15 protein-coding genes, 1 riboswitch and 1 other annotated feature are annotated in these 18549 nt (G+C 31.7%); of the genes, 14 read left to right on the plus strand and 1 reads right to left on the minus strand.

The genetic code is table 11. The features are described 5' to 3' along the window. Positions 1–34: 34 nt before the first annotated feature. A riboswitch (cyclic di-GMP riboswitch) is annotated at positions 35–122 on the minus strand. A 259-nt stretch (positions 123–381) separates the two neighbouring features. Beyond that, positions 382–636, plus strand: a binding site (T-box leader). A gap of 123 nt (positions 637–759) precedes the next feature. The 12 genes from trpB (at position 760) to disA (ending at position 14887) form a co-directional block, all read left to right on the plus strand. After that, the gene (gene trpB, locus CCE28_RS18695) at positions 760–1938 is read left to right on the plus strand and encodes a tryptophan synthase subunit beta (protein ID WP_095135253.1); all 1179 of its coding nucleotides are present in this window, start codon (positions 760–762) and stop codon (positions 1936–1938) included. A gap of 70 nt (positions 1939–2008) precedes the next feature. After that, complete coding sequence (locus CCE28_RS18700; RefSeq protein WP_141228386.1) at positions 2009–2338, plus strand: cupin domain-containing protein; 330 nt, start codon at positions 2009–2011, stop codon at positions 2336–2338. Positions 2339–2650: 312 nt separating this feature from the next. Beyond that, positions 2651–4717, plus strand: coding sequence for an elongation factor G (gene fusA, locus CCE28_RS18705; RefSeq protein WP_095135254.1), 2067 nt, complete (start codon positions 2651–2653; stop codon positions 4715–4717). Positions 4718–4773: 56 nt separating this feature from the next. Then, positions 4774–5337, plus strand: a complete 564-nt coding sequence (locus CCE28_RS18710; RefSeq protein WP_095135255.1) for an HD domain-containing protein — start codon at positions 4774–4776, stop codon at positions 5335–5337. Between the two features lie 85 nt (positions 5338–5422). Next, positions 5423–6820 (plus strand): YcdB/YcdC domain-containing protein, encoded by a 1398-nt coding sequence (locus CCE28_RS18715; protein WP_095135256.1) that lies wholly within the window; start codon positions 5423–5425, stop codon positions 6818–6820. Between the two features lie 353 nt (positions 6821–7173). Continuing rightward, positions 7174–7641 carry a CtsR family transcriptional regulator gene (locus CCE28_RS18720; RefSeq protein WP_095135257.1) on the plus strand — a complete coding sequence of 156 codons (468 nt, stop codon included), beginning with the start codon at positions 7174–7176 and terminating at the stop codon, positions 7639–7641. Positions 7642–7645: 4 nt separating this feature from the next. After that, positions 7646–8155 carry a UvrB/UvrC motif-containing protein gene (locus CCE28_RS18725; protein ID WP_095135258.1) on the plus strand — a complete coding sequence of 170 codons (510 nt, stop codon included), beginning with the start codon at positions 7646–7648 and terminating at the stop codon, positions 8153–8155. 9 nt (positions 8156–8164) lie between these two features. Next, positions 8165–9169, plus strand: coding sequence for a protein arginine kinase (locus tag CCE28_RS18730; RefSeq protein WP_095135293.1), 1005 nt, complete (start codon positions 8165–8167; stop codon positions 9167–9169). A 15-nt stretch (positions 9170–9184) separates the two neighbouring features. Beyond that, positions 9185–11614 carry an ATP-dependent Clp protease ATP-binding subunit gene (locus CCE28_RS18735; protein WP_095135259.1) on the plus strand — a complete coding sequence of 810 codons (2430 nt, stop codon included), beginning with the start codon at positions 9185–9187 and terminating at the stop codon, positions 11612–11614. Between the two features lie 177 nt (positions 11615–11791). Continuing rightward, positions 11792–12229 carry an ACT domain-containing protein gene (locus tag CCE28_RS18740; protein ID WP_095135260.1) on the plus strand — a complete coding sequence of 146 codons (438 nt, stop codon included), beginning with the start codon at positions 11792–11794 and terminating at the stop codon, positions 12227–12229. A 161-nt stretch (positions 12230–12390) separates the two neighbouring features. After that, positions 12391–13758 (plus strand): DNA repair protein RadA, encoded by a 1368-nt coding sequence (gene radA / locus CCE28_RS18745; protein ID WP_095135261.1) that lies wholly within the window; start codon positions 12391–12393, stop codon positions 13756–13758. Positions 13759–13834: 76 nt separating this feature from the next. Then, positions 13835–14887: a DNA integrity scanning diadenylate cyclase DisA gene (gene disA, locus CCE28_RS18750; RefSeq protein ID WP_095135294.1), complete on the plus strand. Its 1053-nt coding sequence runs from the start codon at positions 13835–13837 to the stop codon at positions 14885–14887. 26 nt (positions 14888–14913) lie between these two features. Here the strand turns inward: disA and CCE28_RS18755 are convergent, their stop codons facing one another. Continuing rightward, positions 14914–15309 carry a nucleoside triphosphate pyrophosphohydrolase family protein gene (locus CCE28_RS18755; RefSeq protein WP_095135262.1) on the minus strand — a complete coding sequence of 132 codons (396 nt, stop codon included), beginning with the start codon at positions 15307–15309 and terminating at the stop codon, positions 14914–14916. Positions 15310–15610: 301 nt separating this feature from the next. Between CCE28_RS18755 and CCE28_RS18760 the strand changes: the two genes are divergently transcribed. Together CCE28_RS18760 and CCE28_RS18765 are read left to right on the plus strand one after the other, a co-directional pair. Then, positions 15611–17785, plus strand: a complete 2175-nt coding sequence (locus CCE28_RS18760; protein WP_207652930.1) for a methyl-accepting chemotaxis protein — start codon at positions 15611–15613, stop codon at positions 17783–17785. Between the two features lie 195 nt (positions 17786–17980). Beyond that, positions 17981–18457, plus strand: a complete 477-nt coding sequence (locus tag CCE28_RS18765; RefSeq protein WP_095135264.1) for a CarD family transcriptional regulator — start codon at positions 17981–17983, stop codon at positions 18455–18457. Positions 18458–18549 lie beyond the last annotated feature (92 nt).

Raw genomic sequence — 18549 nt, forward strand, 5'->3', positions numbered from 1 at the left:
GTGTGAGTTTTAAATGTGGACTATTCATATATGTTTTGGCAACCTGGCGATCATAGGACAAACTGTCCCTTAGACCCATAGCTTTGCGACTCTATCTTTCAATAGATGTGCCTTTATCATTTCATATTAAGTATTTTGTCAGAGATTTAATACTATCTAGTCAAATAGTACTACAGATTATTTTACATTAAATTACATAGGTTTTGTGAAACATAATAAAAATAGGACAATAGTACTAAGAATTAAATTTTATGATAAAACTAAAGAAACATATTACTGGGCCTTGTTATGAATGAGCTATTTTTCTAAAGATATTATAAAAAATAAAAAAAGTATTGATTTTTGAAAAAGTTTAAACTATAATAGGTTTCAACATAAATATTTAAAGCTGTGATTGAGAAGAGTACATTTTCTTTTTATATTTCAGAGAGCTAACGTTTGGTGGGAGTTGGTATATGAGGGAATTTGGAATGGGCTCAGGAGTGGGAACTGAAATTATAGTAGGTAACCCGGGTTCTCCCGTTATAGAGATCGGATATCGGAAAATACTCCCGTATCTTAAGAGATGGCTATTTTTATACCTATTTTTAGGTAATAGTTAAAATGAGGTGGCACCGCGATATATTCGTCCTCTATATGGATTTCCATATAGGGGACTTTTTTAATTCAAAAAATAAGATTATTAATTAAATGGGGACGCCTATTTAATATTAAAATTATGAAGGCCTTCGAAAAAATATTAAATTGGAGGAATTGACTATGAAAAATAGAGATGGATATTTTGGTGAATTTGGAGGAAGGTTTGTACCTGAGAATTTAGAGAGAGTATTAAAAGAAGTTGAAGAATCATTTTTAAAATATATTAAGGATGAGGAGTTTTTAAAGGATCTTAACTACTACTATAAAGAGTATGTGGGAAGAGAAAACCCTCTATATTACGCACAGAATCTTACAGAGTCTTTAGGTGGAGCTAAAATTTATTTAAAGAGAGAAGATTTAAACCATACGGGTGCCCATAAAATAAATAACGCAATAGGGCAAGTTCTTCTAGCTAAGAAGATGGGTAAAAAAAGAATTATAGCAGAGACGGGAGCAGGTCAACATGGAGTGGCAACGGCTACTGTATGTGCTCTTATGAATATGGATTGTATTATATATATGGGTAAAAAGGATATGGAAAGACAGGCACTTAATGTGTTTAGAATGGAATTATTAGGAGCCAAGGTAGTACCTGCATTGGGAGGAAGACAGACTTTAAAGGATGCAGTAGATGAGGCTTTAAATGATTTTGTAAAAAATAGTGAAGATACTTTTTACCTATTAGGGTCTGCCGTAGGACCTCATCCATATCCAGTAATGGTTAGGGAATTTCAAAGTATCATAGGCCAAGAAGCAAGACGCCAAATACTAGAGAAAGAAAATAGATTGCCTGATTATATAGTTGCATGTGTAGGTGGAGGAAGTAATGCCATAGGACTGTTTAATCCTTTTTACAATGACAAGGAAGTAAATATAGTAGGAGTAGAACCAGCAGGCCAAGGTTTAGATACGGATGACCATGCAGCATCTTTAACTAAGGGAAAAGTAGGAGTTATTCATGGATTTAAGTGCTATGCCATATCTGATGACGAGGGCAATATATTACCAGTGCACTCCATAGCAGCGGGCCTTGATTATCCAGGTGTAGGTCCAGAACATTGCTATTATAAAGATAGTGGTAGGGCCACATATGAAAGTGTAACAGATAAAGAAGCACTAGAGGCATTTCAAATTCTTTGTAAAAGAGAAGGTATCATTCCTGCCATAGAGAGTTCCCATGCTGTCTCATACGGTATGAAATTAGCTAAGTCCTTAGACGAGGATAAGATTATAATAATAAATCTTTCTGGTAGAGGAGATAAGGATGTGGCTCAAGTGAAGGATATGTTAGAGAAATAAAGGATTTTCCCTATTGAAAATGAAATATATAGACATACTATAATATGATTATTTGATAGGGGGAGTAAAAGTGTTTGTATTTAACAATGAAGTAGAGAAAGTAGATCTAGCTGAAGGTAAGTCTAGGAAGATACTAGCTAGAGGTGGAAATATGATGCTTGTGGAAGGCAAGTTTGAAAAGGGATCGGGAATGCCTAATTGTCATACTCATGAGCATGAGCAAATAACTTATGTAACCAAGGGCAGTGTGGAGTTTGTCTGTGATGGAGAAACTAAGATCTTGAATGAAGGGGATAGCATTTATGTGGCTCCTAATTTAGAACATACTGTATCTAAAGCTTTTGAGGACTCCATTGTACTTGACATATTTGCACCTCAGAGGGAAGATTTCTTGAAATAGAATAGAAGACTAAAAAGAGCCTGTTAAAGTCCATGTGAAATATTAGATTAGTGTCTAACATTTGTGGTGTACTTTATAACAGGCTCTTTTTTTCTTGGTGAAAGTAATTTTTTTCCTATGCCTATGTATAAAAAAAAATCAAAAATCCATAATATAGTTAGACGATATGGAAAAATGATGAAAAAATTCAGAAAATTTACAAAAAGAAATAGATTGAAAAGGAGGAATTTTCAGAAAAATATAGAATAGATATATTTAGAGTGCATTTGTCATTTTGAACCACATCATAATATAGGCGAGGGGGAAGTCATTATGAAGCAATACTTAAGTGATAAAATAAGAAATGTAGCGTTACTTGGTCATGGAGGCTGTGGAAAAACTGTCTTAACTGAAGCTATGCTATATACAACAAAAGTTAACAATAGAATTGGAAAAACTGAAGATGGAAATACCGTTTCTGACTTTAATAAACAAGAGATTGATAGACAATTATCTATTAGTACGAGTCTAATTCCTATTGAATGGAAAGAGAATAAATATAATATATTAGACACCCCAGGATATTTTGACTTTGTAGGAGAAGTAAATGGAGCCTTAAGAATAGCAGGAGGAGCGGTAATTGTTATAGACGCATCTTCTGGAGTAGAAGTTGGTACAGAAAAGGCATGGAAGTACTTAGCTAAAAGAAAGATGCCAAGAATAGTTTATATTAACAAGATGGATAAAGATAACGTTAATTATGATAAGATTATAAATCAATTAAGAGAACATTTTGGAAAGGCTATAGCACCATTTGCTATACCACTAGGAACTGATAATGGTTTAAGAGGTTTAGTCAATGTGGCAGATATGGTTGCTAGAGAGTATAATGGAAAAGAATGTGTAGATGCTCCTATTAAGGAAGAATGGTTAGAAAGAATTCAGCCAATTAGAGAAATGCTTATAGAGTCTGTTGCAGAAAGTGACGAAGAATTAATGGAGAAATACTTTGAAGGTGAAGAATTCACTGAAGAAGAAATTCATAAGGGCCTTAGAAAAGGAGTACTTGCAGGAGATATTGTTCCTGTATTAGTAGGTTCTGCCGTGAACAACATAGGAACGCATACTCTTCTTAATATGATAGAGGATTATATGCCTAATCCTAAGGATATGGCAGCTTACGAAGGGATTCACCCTGAGAATGAAGAGTCATTGATTAGAGAAATTAAACCTAGTGAACCATTTTCTTCATTAATATTTAAGACTGTAGTTGATCCATATGTTGGAAAAATTTCTCTTATGAAGATTATATCTGGTGAATTAAATTCTGATATGGAAGTATATAATCCAGATAAAGAGGAACTAGAGAAAATAGGTCATATATTTACCCTAAGAGGTAAAAAACAAATAGATGTTAAAAAGGCCATAGCTGGTGATATAGTGGCCGTATCAAAATTAGAGTATGCTTCTACTGGAGATACTTTATGTGATAAAAATAATCAAATTAAGTATAAAAATATTTTCTTCCCACAGCCTACTTTATACATGGCAATTGAGCCAAAGTCTAAAGGGGATGAGGAAAAGATAGGAACTGGATTACATAAATTAATGGAAGAGGATCCAACTTTTATAGTACAAAGAAATAAGGAAACTCGTCAAACATTAATTGGTGGCCAAGGAGATATGCATATAAATGTTATAACTGCTAAATTAAAGGAAAAGTTTGGTGTGGATGTAACATTAGCTGATCCTAAGATTCCTTATAGAGAAACTATAAAGGGTAAAGCCGATGTGCAAGGTAAGCATAAGAAACAATCTGGTGGACATGGTCAATATGGAGATGTAAAAATAAAATTTGAGCCTGCAAATGAGGATTTCGTATTTGAAGAAAAAATCTTTGGAGGATCTGTGCCTAAAAACTACATACCAGCTGTTGAAAAGGGATTAAAAGACTGTATGGAATCTGGAGTGTTAGCAGGATTCCCAGTTGTTAATATGAGAGCTACCTTATATGATGGTTCTTACCATGATGTGGATTCATCTGAGATGGCATTTAAAATAGCTGCATCCTTAGCATTTAAAAAGGGTATGGAACAAGCTACTCCTGTATTACTAGAGCCTATTATGAAGGTGGAAGTAATAATGCCAGATGATTACATGGGTGACATTATGGGTGATATGAACAAGCGTAGAGGTAGAATATTAGGTATGGAGCCAAGTGGGGATGGAAATCAAAAGGTTATAGCAGAAGCTCCTCAATCTGAATTATTTAAATATGCCATAGATTTAAGATCTATGACTCAAGCAAGGGGAAGCTTTACTATGGAATTTGTTAGATATGACGAAGTACCAATGCATTTAAGTGAAAAGATTATCCAAAGCTATAAAGAAGACAAATAAATACTTAGACGGTGATTATTAAATCACCGTCTTTTTAAGGACATAAGGAGGTTATTATGGATAGAAAATTTGCCATAAGTTTATTGGAAAAGCATGTAACTACACCTCATATTATTAAGCATTCCTATGCTGTAGAGGCAGTTATGAGAAGCCTGGCTAATAAGCTTGGGTCACAAGATGAAGAAAAATGGGCAATGGCAGGATTGCTCCACGATTTAGACAATGACACAGTAGATTGGAAAAGTGACATGTCCCTTCATGGTCCAAAAACTATAGAACTTTTGAAAGAAAATGATTTTGGAACAGAGGATATGTACAGGGCCATATTAGCTCATAATCCTTTAAATGGAAGTAGAATAGAAAGTGATTTTGAAAGGGCTCTATATGCGGCAGATCCAATAACTGGTTTTATAACGGCTATAGCTTTAGTCTATCCAGACAAGAAACTATCTAGTGTTAAATTAAAATCTATTACAAAGAGAATGAAAGAAACTAGATTTGCAGCAGGAGCAAATAGACAAGCTATGAAGTCTATAGAAAAATTAGGAATAAGCTTTAATGATTTTGCCCAATTATCCCTAGATGCCATGAGAGAAATAAGTGATACATTAGCACTATAAAAAACGGTGATTTTTATCACCGTTTTTTACATAGAAATGATATAATTTAAAATAAATACTACGTGCTATAGGAGATGAGAAAAAAATGAAATTTATAGAGACGTTAGCCTTTATTGCAATAATGGTTATAATTGTATTATTTCCTAGTTCTTCTTATGCCAATGAAGAAATGTCCATGCAAGATGCACTAGATGAATTGGAAGAGTTTATGGATGAAAATTTTAATAAGGATATAAAAAGAGATTATAAGACTACAATTAGTTTTGATTCTGAAAATAACAAATTTGAAATAAATGTGGAAAATGAAAATGAGACCATGAGATTCTTAATAGATGATGAAGTTTATAATTATAGATATAGGGATAAAAATGATGATAAAATTCTTCCTAATATAACTATGGAAGAAGGAAAAGAAATAGCAGATGAATTTTTAAAGAGAAACATAGGCAATAGATTTTATAATTTAAGATTAAAGGACGATGTTATAATAGGTTCTCAATTGGATAATTATGTATTTTGGTATAAAGAATATATGAATGATGTAGAGGTAGATAGAAGTTTTGTAATGGTATATGTGGATGGAAATACTAAAGAGATAACTTATTATGACAAGGAACTAAAAAAATATGATTCAGTAGATAAAGTGAAAAAAATAATAAATGAAGATGATGCTAAGAAAGTATTAAAAGATAATCTACATATGAAATTGATTAAAGAAGGTGAAGATTATATATACATACCCATGTTTGGATATGATGCTCACCTGGTAGATGCCAAGACTGGAGAGTATAAAAATCTTTATAAGGAGATTATAGACTCGGAAGGGTTTGAATGTGGATCTATTGAAAATATTATTAACAGGGAAAGGGCAACGGAAATATATTTTAATAACTTGGAATTGAGTATGAAATATATACTTGAAGAAGAAAATTTGAAATTAGCATATTCTATAAAAAGTCCTGAAAAAATAAATGGAGTAGATGGACGGTTAATTAAGGAAAATGATCGTGAGGAAGAAGATGTACATTTAGAAGAAGATATATACTTAGGAGAAGATGTATATAAAAAAGAATTAGAAATATTATATCTTAGAAACATAATAGATAAGGATTATAATTTAGAGACAAGCCCTACTCGTGGAGAAGTAATAAAATTAATGTCTAAAATATTGGGAAGTAGAATACTCTATATGGGGGACGAAATAGAAGTATTATGTACGGATGTAACTAGGGATGATCCTTATTATGAATATGTACAAAATGCCATAAAGGATAATATTATTGAAAACAAAGAAGAAGAATTGAAACTAAATGAAGAGATAAACTTAGAAGAAATAAAAGAAATGATTTTATATAGTATAGAATCTCAATCCAGAGCAGAGAGATATAAAGAAGTAACATTAAATATATTTGGTAAATATGATAATAAAGAATTTAATAATAGGGATTTAGCGTATATACTATATAATATTTTTTCTAAATAGCTAGAGTAAAAAAGGACATAACGAAAGTTAGTCCTTTTTTACTTATTCGGAAATTACAAATTTAAACAACTGTAGATTAGTAAAAAAGGATAAGGGGGTGTGGGGGAAGAATTCCCCTGCCTCTTTAAAGGAAGGTGTTCAGATTGCGATAGCATACGCCTGCGGGAACCATAGGGTTCCATAACGAATCATACAAAGTATGACTTTTTTATTTTATTAAATTTTATTTTTGGAAATAATAGAGATAGTTCCAAATCGCAACCTAAAAATTGGAAAAGCATAGGGTTGATAAAATAAAAAATATATTTTATAATTATATTAAAGTCAAAGAAAGTCAAAAATGGAGTGATCATATGGCACGCATAAGTGATATTATAGAAGTATTTATAAAGGAATTATTAGAAGAAGCAAATAACAGTGCAATAGAAATACAAAGAAATGAGTTAGCCAATTATTTTAAGTGTGCACCATCTCAAATAAATTATGTTCTCACTACTAGGTTTAGTTTGGATAAGGGATACATAGTAGAGAGTAGACGAGGTGGAGGAGGCCATATAAAAATAGTTCAAACTAATATGGATAAAGAAAATTTTATCAAATTAATACTCCATGAAATAGGAACCTCCATTTCTGCTATGAAAGCTAGGTCTGTAATAAGTGTATTAAGAGACAAAAAATTTATTACAGATAGGGAAGCTCATATTATGACTTCAGCCATAAGTGATAGAAGTTTAATTACTCCTATGAATATAAAGGATGAAGTTAGGGCTAATATTATAAAGGGGATGATTATATCTCTTATAAACTTTAATGGGAGGTAATATTATGCTTTGTGAAAACTGTAATGAAAGAACAGCCACAGTGCACCTTACTAAAATTATGAATAATAAAAAAACAGAAATACATTTATGTGAACTATGTGCAAAGGAATCACAAAAGATGACCATGGATACTCCCTTTTCTATAAATAGTTTTTTAACTAGTATATTAGATTCAATACAAGATTCTCCATTAAAAGTGGACTATATCCAAACTACAGAGTGTGATCATTGTAAAATGACTTATTCTCAGTTTAAGAACCTAGGAAGACTTGGATGTAGTCATTGCTATGATGCTTTTAAAGTTAAATTAAACCCCCTCATAAAAAGAGTTCAAGGCCATGAAAAACATGTGGGTAAAATACCTGAAAAAATTGGTGGAGATTTTATAATTAAAAGAGAAATAAATGAATTGAAGAAACAATTAAGCAAATCCATAGATAAAGAAGAATTTGAGCAGGCTGCTGTATTAAGGGATAAAATAAGAGATTTAGAAAAGAGATTAAAAGGGGAGTAGGTGATTAATATGACTAAATGGATAGATTGTAGTGGACCAGATGAAGATGTGGTTATAAGCAGCCGAATTAGGCTTGCAAGGAATATAGAGAACATTCCTTTTCCCATAGCCCTCACAGATAAAAGCCAACAGCAAGTTTATGATGAAATAAATAAGAATATTGGTGAAGATCCCTATGAGTTAAAGCTTATGAAGGAAATGACAGATGAAGATAAATGTATACTAGTAGAAAAGCATCTAATAAGTCCTAGCTTAGTAGAATCTAGCTATGGAGGAGTATTATTAAACCAAGACCAATCCATAAGTGTCATGATAAATGAAGAAGATCATATAAGGATTCAATCCATACTTCCAGGATTCCAACTAGATGACACATATGAATTAGCAGATAAAACAGATGACAAGTTAGAAAGCAATATAAGATACTCCTATGATGAGAGACTTGGATATTTAACTTCTTGCCCAACTAATGTGGGAACGGGCATGAGAGCATCTGTAATGGTTCATCTACCAGGAATTACTATTACCGATTATATATCAAGAGTATTTCAAGCAGCAAATCAAATGGGTTTGGCAATTAGGGGCATATATGGAGAAGGAACTAAGTTTTTAGGTAATATATATCAAATATCCAATCAGCTTACATTAGGTAGAAGTGAAAAGGAAATAATAGAGAATTTAAAACATGTAACAAGACAAATTATTGAAAAGGAAAGGAACATAAGAAAACAACTTCTTCAAGATAATAAGATTCAATTAGAAGATAAAATCTATCGTTCTTTAGGAATATTAACCCATGCAAGAGTATTACAAGAAGTAGAATGTATGAAATTAATATCTAATTTAAGATTAGGTGTATTTTTGGACATAATAAAAGATATAGATTCATCCTTAATCAATAAAATGATTATTATGACTCAGACTCCTTATATAAAGACATTAATTAATACAGAAGATATTAACCTTATAAATACCAAGAGGTCAGAAATAGTTAGAAATTTATTAAGGACATAATTGGAGGTGAATAACATGGATATTTTTGCTAAATTTACTCAAAAGGCTCAACGAGCCGTATTGCTAGCTCAAAAATCAGCCGAAAATTTCAAACATAAGTATGTGGGAACAGAACATATACTCATAGGTCTTTTAAAAGAAGATACGGGAGCTGCTTATAAGTCCCTAACTAATTTAGGAATAAAAGCTTCCACCGTTGAAGAGAAGATAGAAAGGCTTATAGGTAGTGGAGATAATACTTTCACTAAATTATTAGGATTCACTCCTAGAAGTAAAAAGGTATTTGAACTTAGTATAGTGGAAGCTAGAAGACTTGGTCATAATTATGTGGGAACAGAACATATACTACTAGGTCTATTAAAAGAAGGAGAAGGAATTGGGGCTAGACTTTTATTAGATGCAGGATTGGGAATTCCTAAAGTTAGAAATGAAATAATGAAATTCCTAGGGAATCAAAATGGCAATTTAAAGGAAGATCCTTATCAGGTCGAAAAGAATACTCCGACCTTAAATGAATATGGAAGAGATTTAACAGATATGGCTAAGGAAGATAAATTAGATCCAGTTATTGGTAGGGAAAAGGAAATTGAAAGGGTAGTTCAAATTTTAAGTAGAAGAACTAAGAACAATCCATGTTTAATAGGAGAACCAGGAGTAGGTAAAACGGCTATAGCTGAAGGTCTAGCTCAAAAGATAATGGAAGGAAACATACCAGAAATATTAAGGGGAAAAAGGGTAGTAACTCTAGATTTAGCATCTATGATAGCAGGAGCTAAGTATAGGGGAGAATTTGAAGACAGATTAAAAAGGGTAATGGAAGAACTTAGAAAAGCTCAAAATGTAATCCTATTCATAGATGAAATGCACAATATAATTGGAGCAGGAGGAGCAGAAGGAGCCATAGATGCATCAAATATTTTAAAGCCTGCCCTAGCACGTGGTGAACTTCAAACAATTGGAGCTACCACTCTAGATGAATATAGAAAGCATGTGGAGAAGGACTCTGCTTTAGAAAGAAGATTTCAACCTATAACTATAGAGGAACCAACCATAGATGAAACTATAGAAATCTTAAAGGGACTTAGAGATAAGTATGAAGCCCATCATAGGGTTAAAATAACTGATAGTGCCCTAAAAGCCTGTTCAGAACTTTCTAGTAGATATATAACAGATAGATTTTTGCCAGATAAAGCAGTAGATTTAATGGACGAAGCTGCATCTAAAATAAGGCTTAAGATAGCTACTCAACCACCAGAACTGAAAGAGTTAGAAGAAAAAATAGAAATATTATGTAAAGAAAAGGAAGCGGCTGTTAGTCAACAGGATTTTGAAAGGGCAGCCTTCGTAAGGGATAAGGAAAGGTCTGCTAAGGAAGAATTAGAAAATAGAAAAACAGATTGGAAGAAATATCAAGCTAGTGGAATAGTTACAGAAGAAGAAATTGCGCAAACCGTATCAGATTGGACAGGAGTTCCCGTTAAAAAATTGGCTCAAGAAGAGTCACAAAGACTTCTAAGTATGGAAGATATTCTTCATAAAAGGGTAATAGGTCAAGACGAAGCAGTAAAGGCTGTGTCTAGGGCTGTAAAAAGGGCTAGAGTAGGTCTTAAAGATCCTAAAAAACCAATAGGGTCCTTTGTGTTCCTCGGTCCTACAGGTGTGGGAAAAACAGAATTATCAAAGGCCTTAGCTGAAAGTTTATTTGGTGATGAGGATAGTATAGTTAGGGTAGATATGTCTGAATATATGGAAAAGCATGCCGTATCTAGATTAGTAGGTTCACCTCCAGGATATATAGGGCATGATGAAGGCGGACAATTGACAGAGGCTGTGAGAAGAAAGCCCTATAGTGTAGTGTTATTTGATGAAATAGAAAAGGCCCATCCAGATGTATTTAATATATTACTTCAAATATTAGATGATGGAAGATTAACTGATTCTAAAGGAAAAGTAGTAGATTTTAAAAACACAGTTATAATAATGACTTCAAATGTGGGTGCCCATACTATTAAAAAGCAAAAGACACTTGGCTTTGCTGGGTTAGTAGAAGATGAAAAGAAAAATGAATATGAGAAGATGAAAGAAAATGTTATGATAGAATTAAAGAGAAAGTTTAGACCAGAGTTTTTAAATAGGATAGATGACATAATAGTGTTCCATCAATTATATGAAGAGGACATATTAAAGATAGTAGATCTAATGGTGGAAAATTTAAAGGAAAGAATGGAAAGCTTAGGAATAGGTATGGATATAACTGCTCCTGCTAAAAAGCTTTTAGGAGAAGAAGGCTATGATAAAGAATATGGAGCCAGACCCCTTAAAAGAACTATCACTAAATTATTAGAAGATGGATTGTCAGAAGAGTTATTAAAAGGCACTATCTCAAGTGGAGATATGGTAGTTGTAAAAGTGGAAAATGGAAAAATTGCTTTTAAGAAAAAATAAGACCTTAATTAGGAAGGTTAGATAATAAATATCTAACCTACCTAATAATTCTATCTTAAGAAAAACTTAAACTATTATACCTATTTAAAATAGCCAAGCATAATTGTTTAAACACTATATTTATGTTAATATAAAAAAGTGAAGAGCAATTCAATAAAATGACGAGGGGAATATTGTATGGATAAAAAATTTTTTATTGTACATAAAAAAATATTACCTGAAGTATTTGAAAAAGTATTAGAGGCAAAGGAATTACTAAGAACCGGAAAAGCTAAAGGGATAACAGAAGCTACTCAAAAAACGGGCATAAGTAGAAGTACTTTTTATAAGTATAAGGAATATGTATCTCTGCCTTCTCAATTAGAAGGAGGGCAAAAGGCTACGGTCACTCTTTTACTAGATCATCTGCCAGGAGTATTATCTAAGCTTTTAAATGAAATTGCAGATATGGAAATTAATGTGCTTACTATAAATCAGGATATTCCTATAAATGGTATAGCCAATGTGAGCATGACATTTGATCGTTCAAGATGCCAGTTACCAATGGATGAAATAATAGGACATTTAAAAAGTATTGAAGGAACTAACAAGGTGAGCCTTGTGGCTATGGAGTAAAGTAATAACTTTACTCTTTTTTTGTGTTTAAGTAGTTCTAAAGTAGTGATAAACAGTAAATAGACCTATTTATACGTTGACTAGTGTAAAATCAAAGTATAAAATCAAATTATAAAGGTAATAGTGGAAATAAAAATAATATATAACAAAAAGGTGAAAAGATGGCGAAAAAAGTAAAAAGTGTTTTTGTATGTCAAGAATGTGGAAATGAAAGTCCTAAGTGGATGGGTCAATGTATTTGTGGAGCATGGAATTCTTTCGTAGAAGAGAAGCCAGTAAAAAATTATACTAAATCTCCTACTCTAACTAGTTCTACATATCCTCAGCCTATAAATAAAATAAAGACTGCAAATTACGAAAGAGTAGACACACATATAGGTGAATTAAATAGAGTATTAGGGGGTGGTCTTGTAAAAGGATCACTTACACTCATATCTGGAGAGCCAGGTATAGGTAAATCAACTCTTATATTACAAGCTTCTCACAAAATAGCTAAGCATCATGGTACTGTTTTGTATGTTTCTGGAGAAGAGGCAGAAGAACAGATTAGAATGAGAGCTGAGAGACTTGATGCCATTCATGAAAATGTAATGGTAGTATCGGAAACTAACGTAGATGTAATTGAGAATTATATTAAAGAAATTAAACCTGCATTTATTATTATAGATTCTATTCAAACCTTATTTAAACCAGACTTATCTTCTGCACCAGGAAGTGTATCACAAGTAAGAGAATGTAGTAATGTACTTATGAGAATAGGAAAAGGAAATGATATACCTATATTCATAGTTGCCCATGTAACTAAAACAGGGGATTTAGCAGGGCCTAGAATTTTAGAACATTTAGTAGATACAGTACTTAGTTTTACAGGAGAAAGAACTCAAGAATTTAGAGTTGTGAGGGCTGTAAAAAACAGGTTTGGAACTACTAGCGAAATAGGAGTATTTGAAATGAAAGAAGAGGGGTTAGTAGAAGTAGGTAACCCTTCAGAGATATTTTTAGACAGTTTAAGCTCCGATGTGGAAGGGGCTATAGTAGTTAGCTCATTAGAAGGAACAAGACCAATACTTCTTGAAATCCAAGCATTGGTTGCTCCTACTAATCTGGGATTTGCAAGGAGAACTGCCGTAGGCATAGATTTAAATAGATTAAATCTAATGTTAGCCGTTTTAGAGAAGAAAGTAGGATTACCTCTTACTAATCAAGATGTGTATGTAAATGTAGTAGGAGGATTGAAACCAGAAGGAACTTCTAGTGATTTAGGACTTGCTTTAGCCATATACTCTAGTATGAGAGGAATTAGTATACAGACTACTAAAGTGTTGGCTATAGGAGAGATAAGTCTTACAGGGGAACTAAGACCCGTATCACATATTGGCAAAATGATAAAGGAAGCTTCTAAAATGGGATTTAAAAAGTGTATAGTGCCGTATAAGAGTGTAAAAAAAATGGAGAATATAGAAGGAATAAAAATTATAGGAGTAAAATCCTTAAAAGAAGCAATAAATGGAATGTTTTACAGTAAATAGGGGTACAATAAGGATTAACTAGATTGGGAGGGCTATACAATTGGTAAAAGATGATAAAATAAAAGAAGAAGGGATAATGGAATCCATAAGAAGATTAGCTCCAGGAACTCCTCTTAGAGAAGGTCTTGAAAATATCCTTAGAGCCAAAACTGGAGCCTTAATTGTAATAGGAGATACTAAAGATGTAATGAACTTGGTAGATGGTGGCTTTAATATTAACATGGATTTAACACCAGCTTATATGTATGAATTGGCTAAAATGGATGGAGCCATAATACTCAGTTCAGATGCTAAAAAAATATTATATGCCAATACACAATTAATTCCAGATCCATCTATTCCTTCATCGGAGACTGGAATAAGACATAGGACAGCAGAACGTGTTGCTAGGCAAACAGGACTTATTGTTATATCAATTTCTCAAAGACGAAATATAATTACCATATATAAGGGATATTCAAAGTATATTGTTCAGGATACTAATAAAATATTAAATAAAGCCAATCAAGCCATACAAACTTTGGAAAAATATAAAAAAGTACTAGATCAAGCCATGACAAATTTAACAGCCCTAGAATTTGAAGATTTAGTTACCATATATGATGTGGCAGTAGTTATACAGAGAACGGAAATGGTAATGAAAGTAGTTGGAGAAATAGATAAGTATATAAGAGAATTAGGAAATGAAGGCCGACTTGTAAATATGCAGTTAGAAGAGTTATTAGCTAATGTAAAGGAAGATGGAGAGCAGATAATTAAAGATTATATACATGATTCTAGAGTTGAGGATATTCTCCATGCATCAAGGGAGATAAAGTATTTATCCTCTGATGAATTATTGGATTTAACAAATATATGTAAGATATTAGGGTACTATGGTGGAATAGATGTGTTATTAGACACACCAGTACATCCTAGAGGATATAGAATGTTAAGCAAAATACAAAGGTTACCTATGGCAATCATTCACAAGGTAGTGCTACATTTTGGCAATTTCCAAAAAATATTAAAGGCAACTACTGATGAATTAGACGATGTGGAAGGTATAGGAGAAATTAGAGCAAGAACCATTAAAGAGGGACTAAGAAGAGTTCAAGAGATAGCTTCTTTAGATAGACATATAAGATAAAAGAGACCTTTTTCAAGGTCTCTTTTTTAATATAAATTAAATTTTCCTAGAGTTTCCATTTGCATTATTTGCTTCTTTATTATATCTGATACATCCATGTTAAGTCCATTGCATATACCTACTAAGTAAAATAAGTGATTACCTATTTCCTCTTCTATTTTATCCCTGCAAGTTTCACATAAATCTCCTTTAATATGAGTATCCATGAAATTATTTAGTTCATTAAATGAGACATCAGAAGGTATTTGTTGCTTTTGTGCTTCTATTTTAACACAACCACAGTTTGTTACAGTTTTTATAATAGCTCGATTGACTTTAGAACAGCTTTCCTGATATTTTGAGAGTAAATCTAATATACTTTTATGCCTTATTAACAGTTCATCTACTTTCTTTTGAAATTCATAGCATCTATAGTCACTCATATTTTCACCTCTGATAAAATTAATAATATTATGTTTAACTTTATTGTATAATACTATTCAGAAAAAATAAAGGGTATTTGAAAATCAAACAGAAAATTATGAAAACTAACTAAAAGTCTATGCTTATTTTTTAGCAATTAGACTTTTTTATTTACTAAAAAATTAAAGTTTACATGAAAATTACATGAAGTTAATAAATGGATAAATTAAACAATGTATATATAATAATAGAGCCTATTAGAGTGGGTAGGGGTATGAATAATATGTAAATACTCTAGGATGGGAGTGTTGATCACAAATGATGAGAAAGTATTATGACAAGTTTGTAGGAAAAATAAATAAGTGGGGGATAAGGAAAAAAACAGGTAAGAATAGGGGAATAGGGTGTAAGTTCAAAACTATAAAGAAATTAACTGAGTATAAAGAGAAAATAAAGAAGTTAAAAAGCACAAAGGAATTAATCAAGTATATAGGCCAAATAAGAGGAATAAAATTAAGTTTAGGGACTAAATTTATCCTACCCTTTGTCATATCCTTGATTATTCTTTTAGTAATTTTATCTGGAATGATTACTAAATTAACAAAGGAAGCTTTTACAAATACAACAACAACTATTATGAAAATCGTTAATGAACAAGGGGCTGCATTAGTAGGAAGGCAATTAGAGAAAAACTTAATGGAAATTAACCTTATAGCAGATAATGAACTCATAAAAAATCCTAACTCTTCATGGGATAAACAAAGAGAACTTTTATTGAAATATGTTAATAAGAATAATTACAAACGTATATTACTTGTAGATTTAGAAGGAAATTTCAAATCTACAGATGGTAAAGAAAATAATTTAGGGGAAAGAAAAGATTTTTCGGGGGCAGTTAACGGTACTCCATCTATATATGAGCCTTTTTTAAATTCAGAAGGTGAATTTTTAATGAGCTATATGACCCCTATTTATCACGAAGGGGAAATTTCAGGCGCATTAGGAATTATTAAAGATGGCAATGAATTTTCAAATATTATTGGAAATGTTAATTTTTTAAATAGTGGAGAGGCATATATTATTGATCAATCAGGTAAACTCATTGGAAGTAGTACCAACAAAATGGAAAAATATTTAGAAGCGGGATATTATACTAAAGGAAACTTTAGAAAGGATCCAAACCTTAGAGAGTTATCTAAATTTGTATCAAGGGCAAAAACAGGTACATATACGTACACCCTAGATGAAGAAAAATTCCATGTTGCTTATGAGCATCTTCCTATGAAAAATTGGGGATTTTTAGTATCCGTTAATGATAAAGATTTTTCTAATATGTCTAGGGCTTTGGTAAATCCTATCCTCGTTATGATTGCTATAGTTATGATATTAGCCATAGTATTAAGTATGATAACGGCTAAGGTGTTAAAAAATAAGTTTTCTAAATTAGAAAATACTTTGGAAAATTTTTCGGAAGGAGATTTTGCTAAGGAAATTGTTATTCCTAATTCTAAGGATGAAATAGAAGATATTTATGTAAAAGTGAAGGAATCACAAAGTAATTTAAGACAAATGATATCTCAAATAAAAAGGAACTCTGGAAATTTAGATGAAGAAAGTAATCATTTGAAAAGTATTTCGGAAAAACTTTTAGATACATCATATACTATGAAAAATGCCATGAATGAAATATCAGATAAAAATAATTTCCAAACGGAGGATTTAATACATATAAATAGTACCGTTGAAGAGTTTGGTAACAGAATAAGTGGAATTACTAAAAATATTGAAACAATCGATAAAGATATTGTACTAATTAATAATAAATCTAATAAGAGTAACGAAGAAATGAAAGGTTTAATAGAAGAAATTAAAAAATTTGAAGAGAGCTTCATAGAATTTACCAAGGTGATTTTCAATATAAACTCTAAAATCGAGTCAGTTACTAAATTTACAAATACTATTACTAAAATCTCAAACCAAACAAATTTACTTGCACTAAATTCTGCAATTGAAGCAGCCAGGGCAGGAGAAATGGGAAGGGGTTTTTCCGTTGTAGCTGATGAAATAAGAAAATTAGCTGAAGAAAGTAAGAATGCGGCAATGGAAATTAGTGGAATAACCCAAGAGATATTGGATGATTCAAAACGAATGTCTGAAAGAACAAATGAAATTGATGAAGAATTAAGGGCACAAAGATATTATATTGAAAATATGATTGGATCATCTGAAACAATAAATGATCTAATTGATCATATAGCACCTCAAATAAATCATATAACAGGATCTATTCAAAATATAGAGAAGGAAAAATCAGATATTGCAATGAAAATAGAGAATATTACTAGTATGTCAGAACAAATCACTTGTACTACTAAGGATGTGGTTAATTCAACAGAAGAACTTAGTTTATGCAGTGAAGATGTAAATAACATAACAAATATGTTAAACACCATGTCCACCGAATTAAATAAGGAAATTGACAAATTCAAGGTATAGGATGAAATCTACTTAATAGCTAAGAAGAAAAATCTTTTAAGTAAAGACCCCACAATAAATTGTTATTGTATACAAGAGAAAAAACTATTGACATGACTGTGCTGTCTGTGATAAAATTAAATATTTTTCTTGACTAAATTGTCAAAATATTATATACTAATTTTAGGCAATGTAAAATGTGGGAGGTTTTGCTCTATGTTTAATATAGGCGACAAAGTGGTATATCCTATGCACGGTGCAGGTATAATTGAAGCTGTAGAAGAAAAAGAAATCCTAGGTAAAAAGAGAAAATACTATATTATGAGAATGCCCATTGGCAATATGAAGGTTATGATTCCTTTAAAAAATGTGGAAGAAGCTGGTTTAAGGGAAGTTATATCTCTAGATGAGGTGGATCAGGTATTAGCTGTTTTGAGTGATGATATATCAAGAATGCCAAAGAACTGGAATAGAAGATATAGAGCAAATATGGATAAGATTCGAAGTGGAGATATATACGAAGTGGCAATGGTAGTTAGGAACCTCATGCTTAGAGATAGGGAGAAGGGGTTATCTACAGGTGAGAGAAAAATGCTTGCTAATGCAAAGCAAATATTGATAAGTGAAATTGTATTAGCAAAGGATCTAGAAGAGAAAACTGCAGAAGAGTTGATAGATACAGCCATATTATAAAGTTTAATTTAGGACGCTTATTAATATTAGCGTCCTATTTTTAAATATATGGTTGTTTTGATTATAAAATTATATTAATATGGATATAATTA

Source organism: Anaeromicrobium sediminis, assembly GCF_002270055.1.
Taxonomy (GTDB): domain Bacteria; phylum Bacillota; class Clostridia; order Peptostreptococcales; family Thermotaleaceae; genus Anaeromicrobium; species Anaeromicrobium sediminis.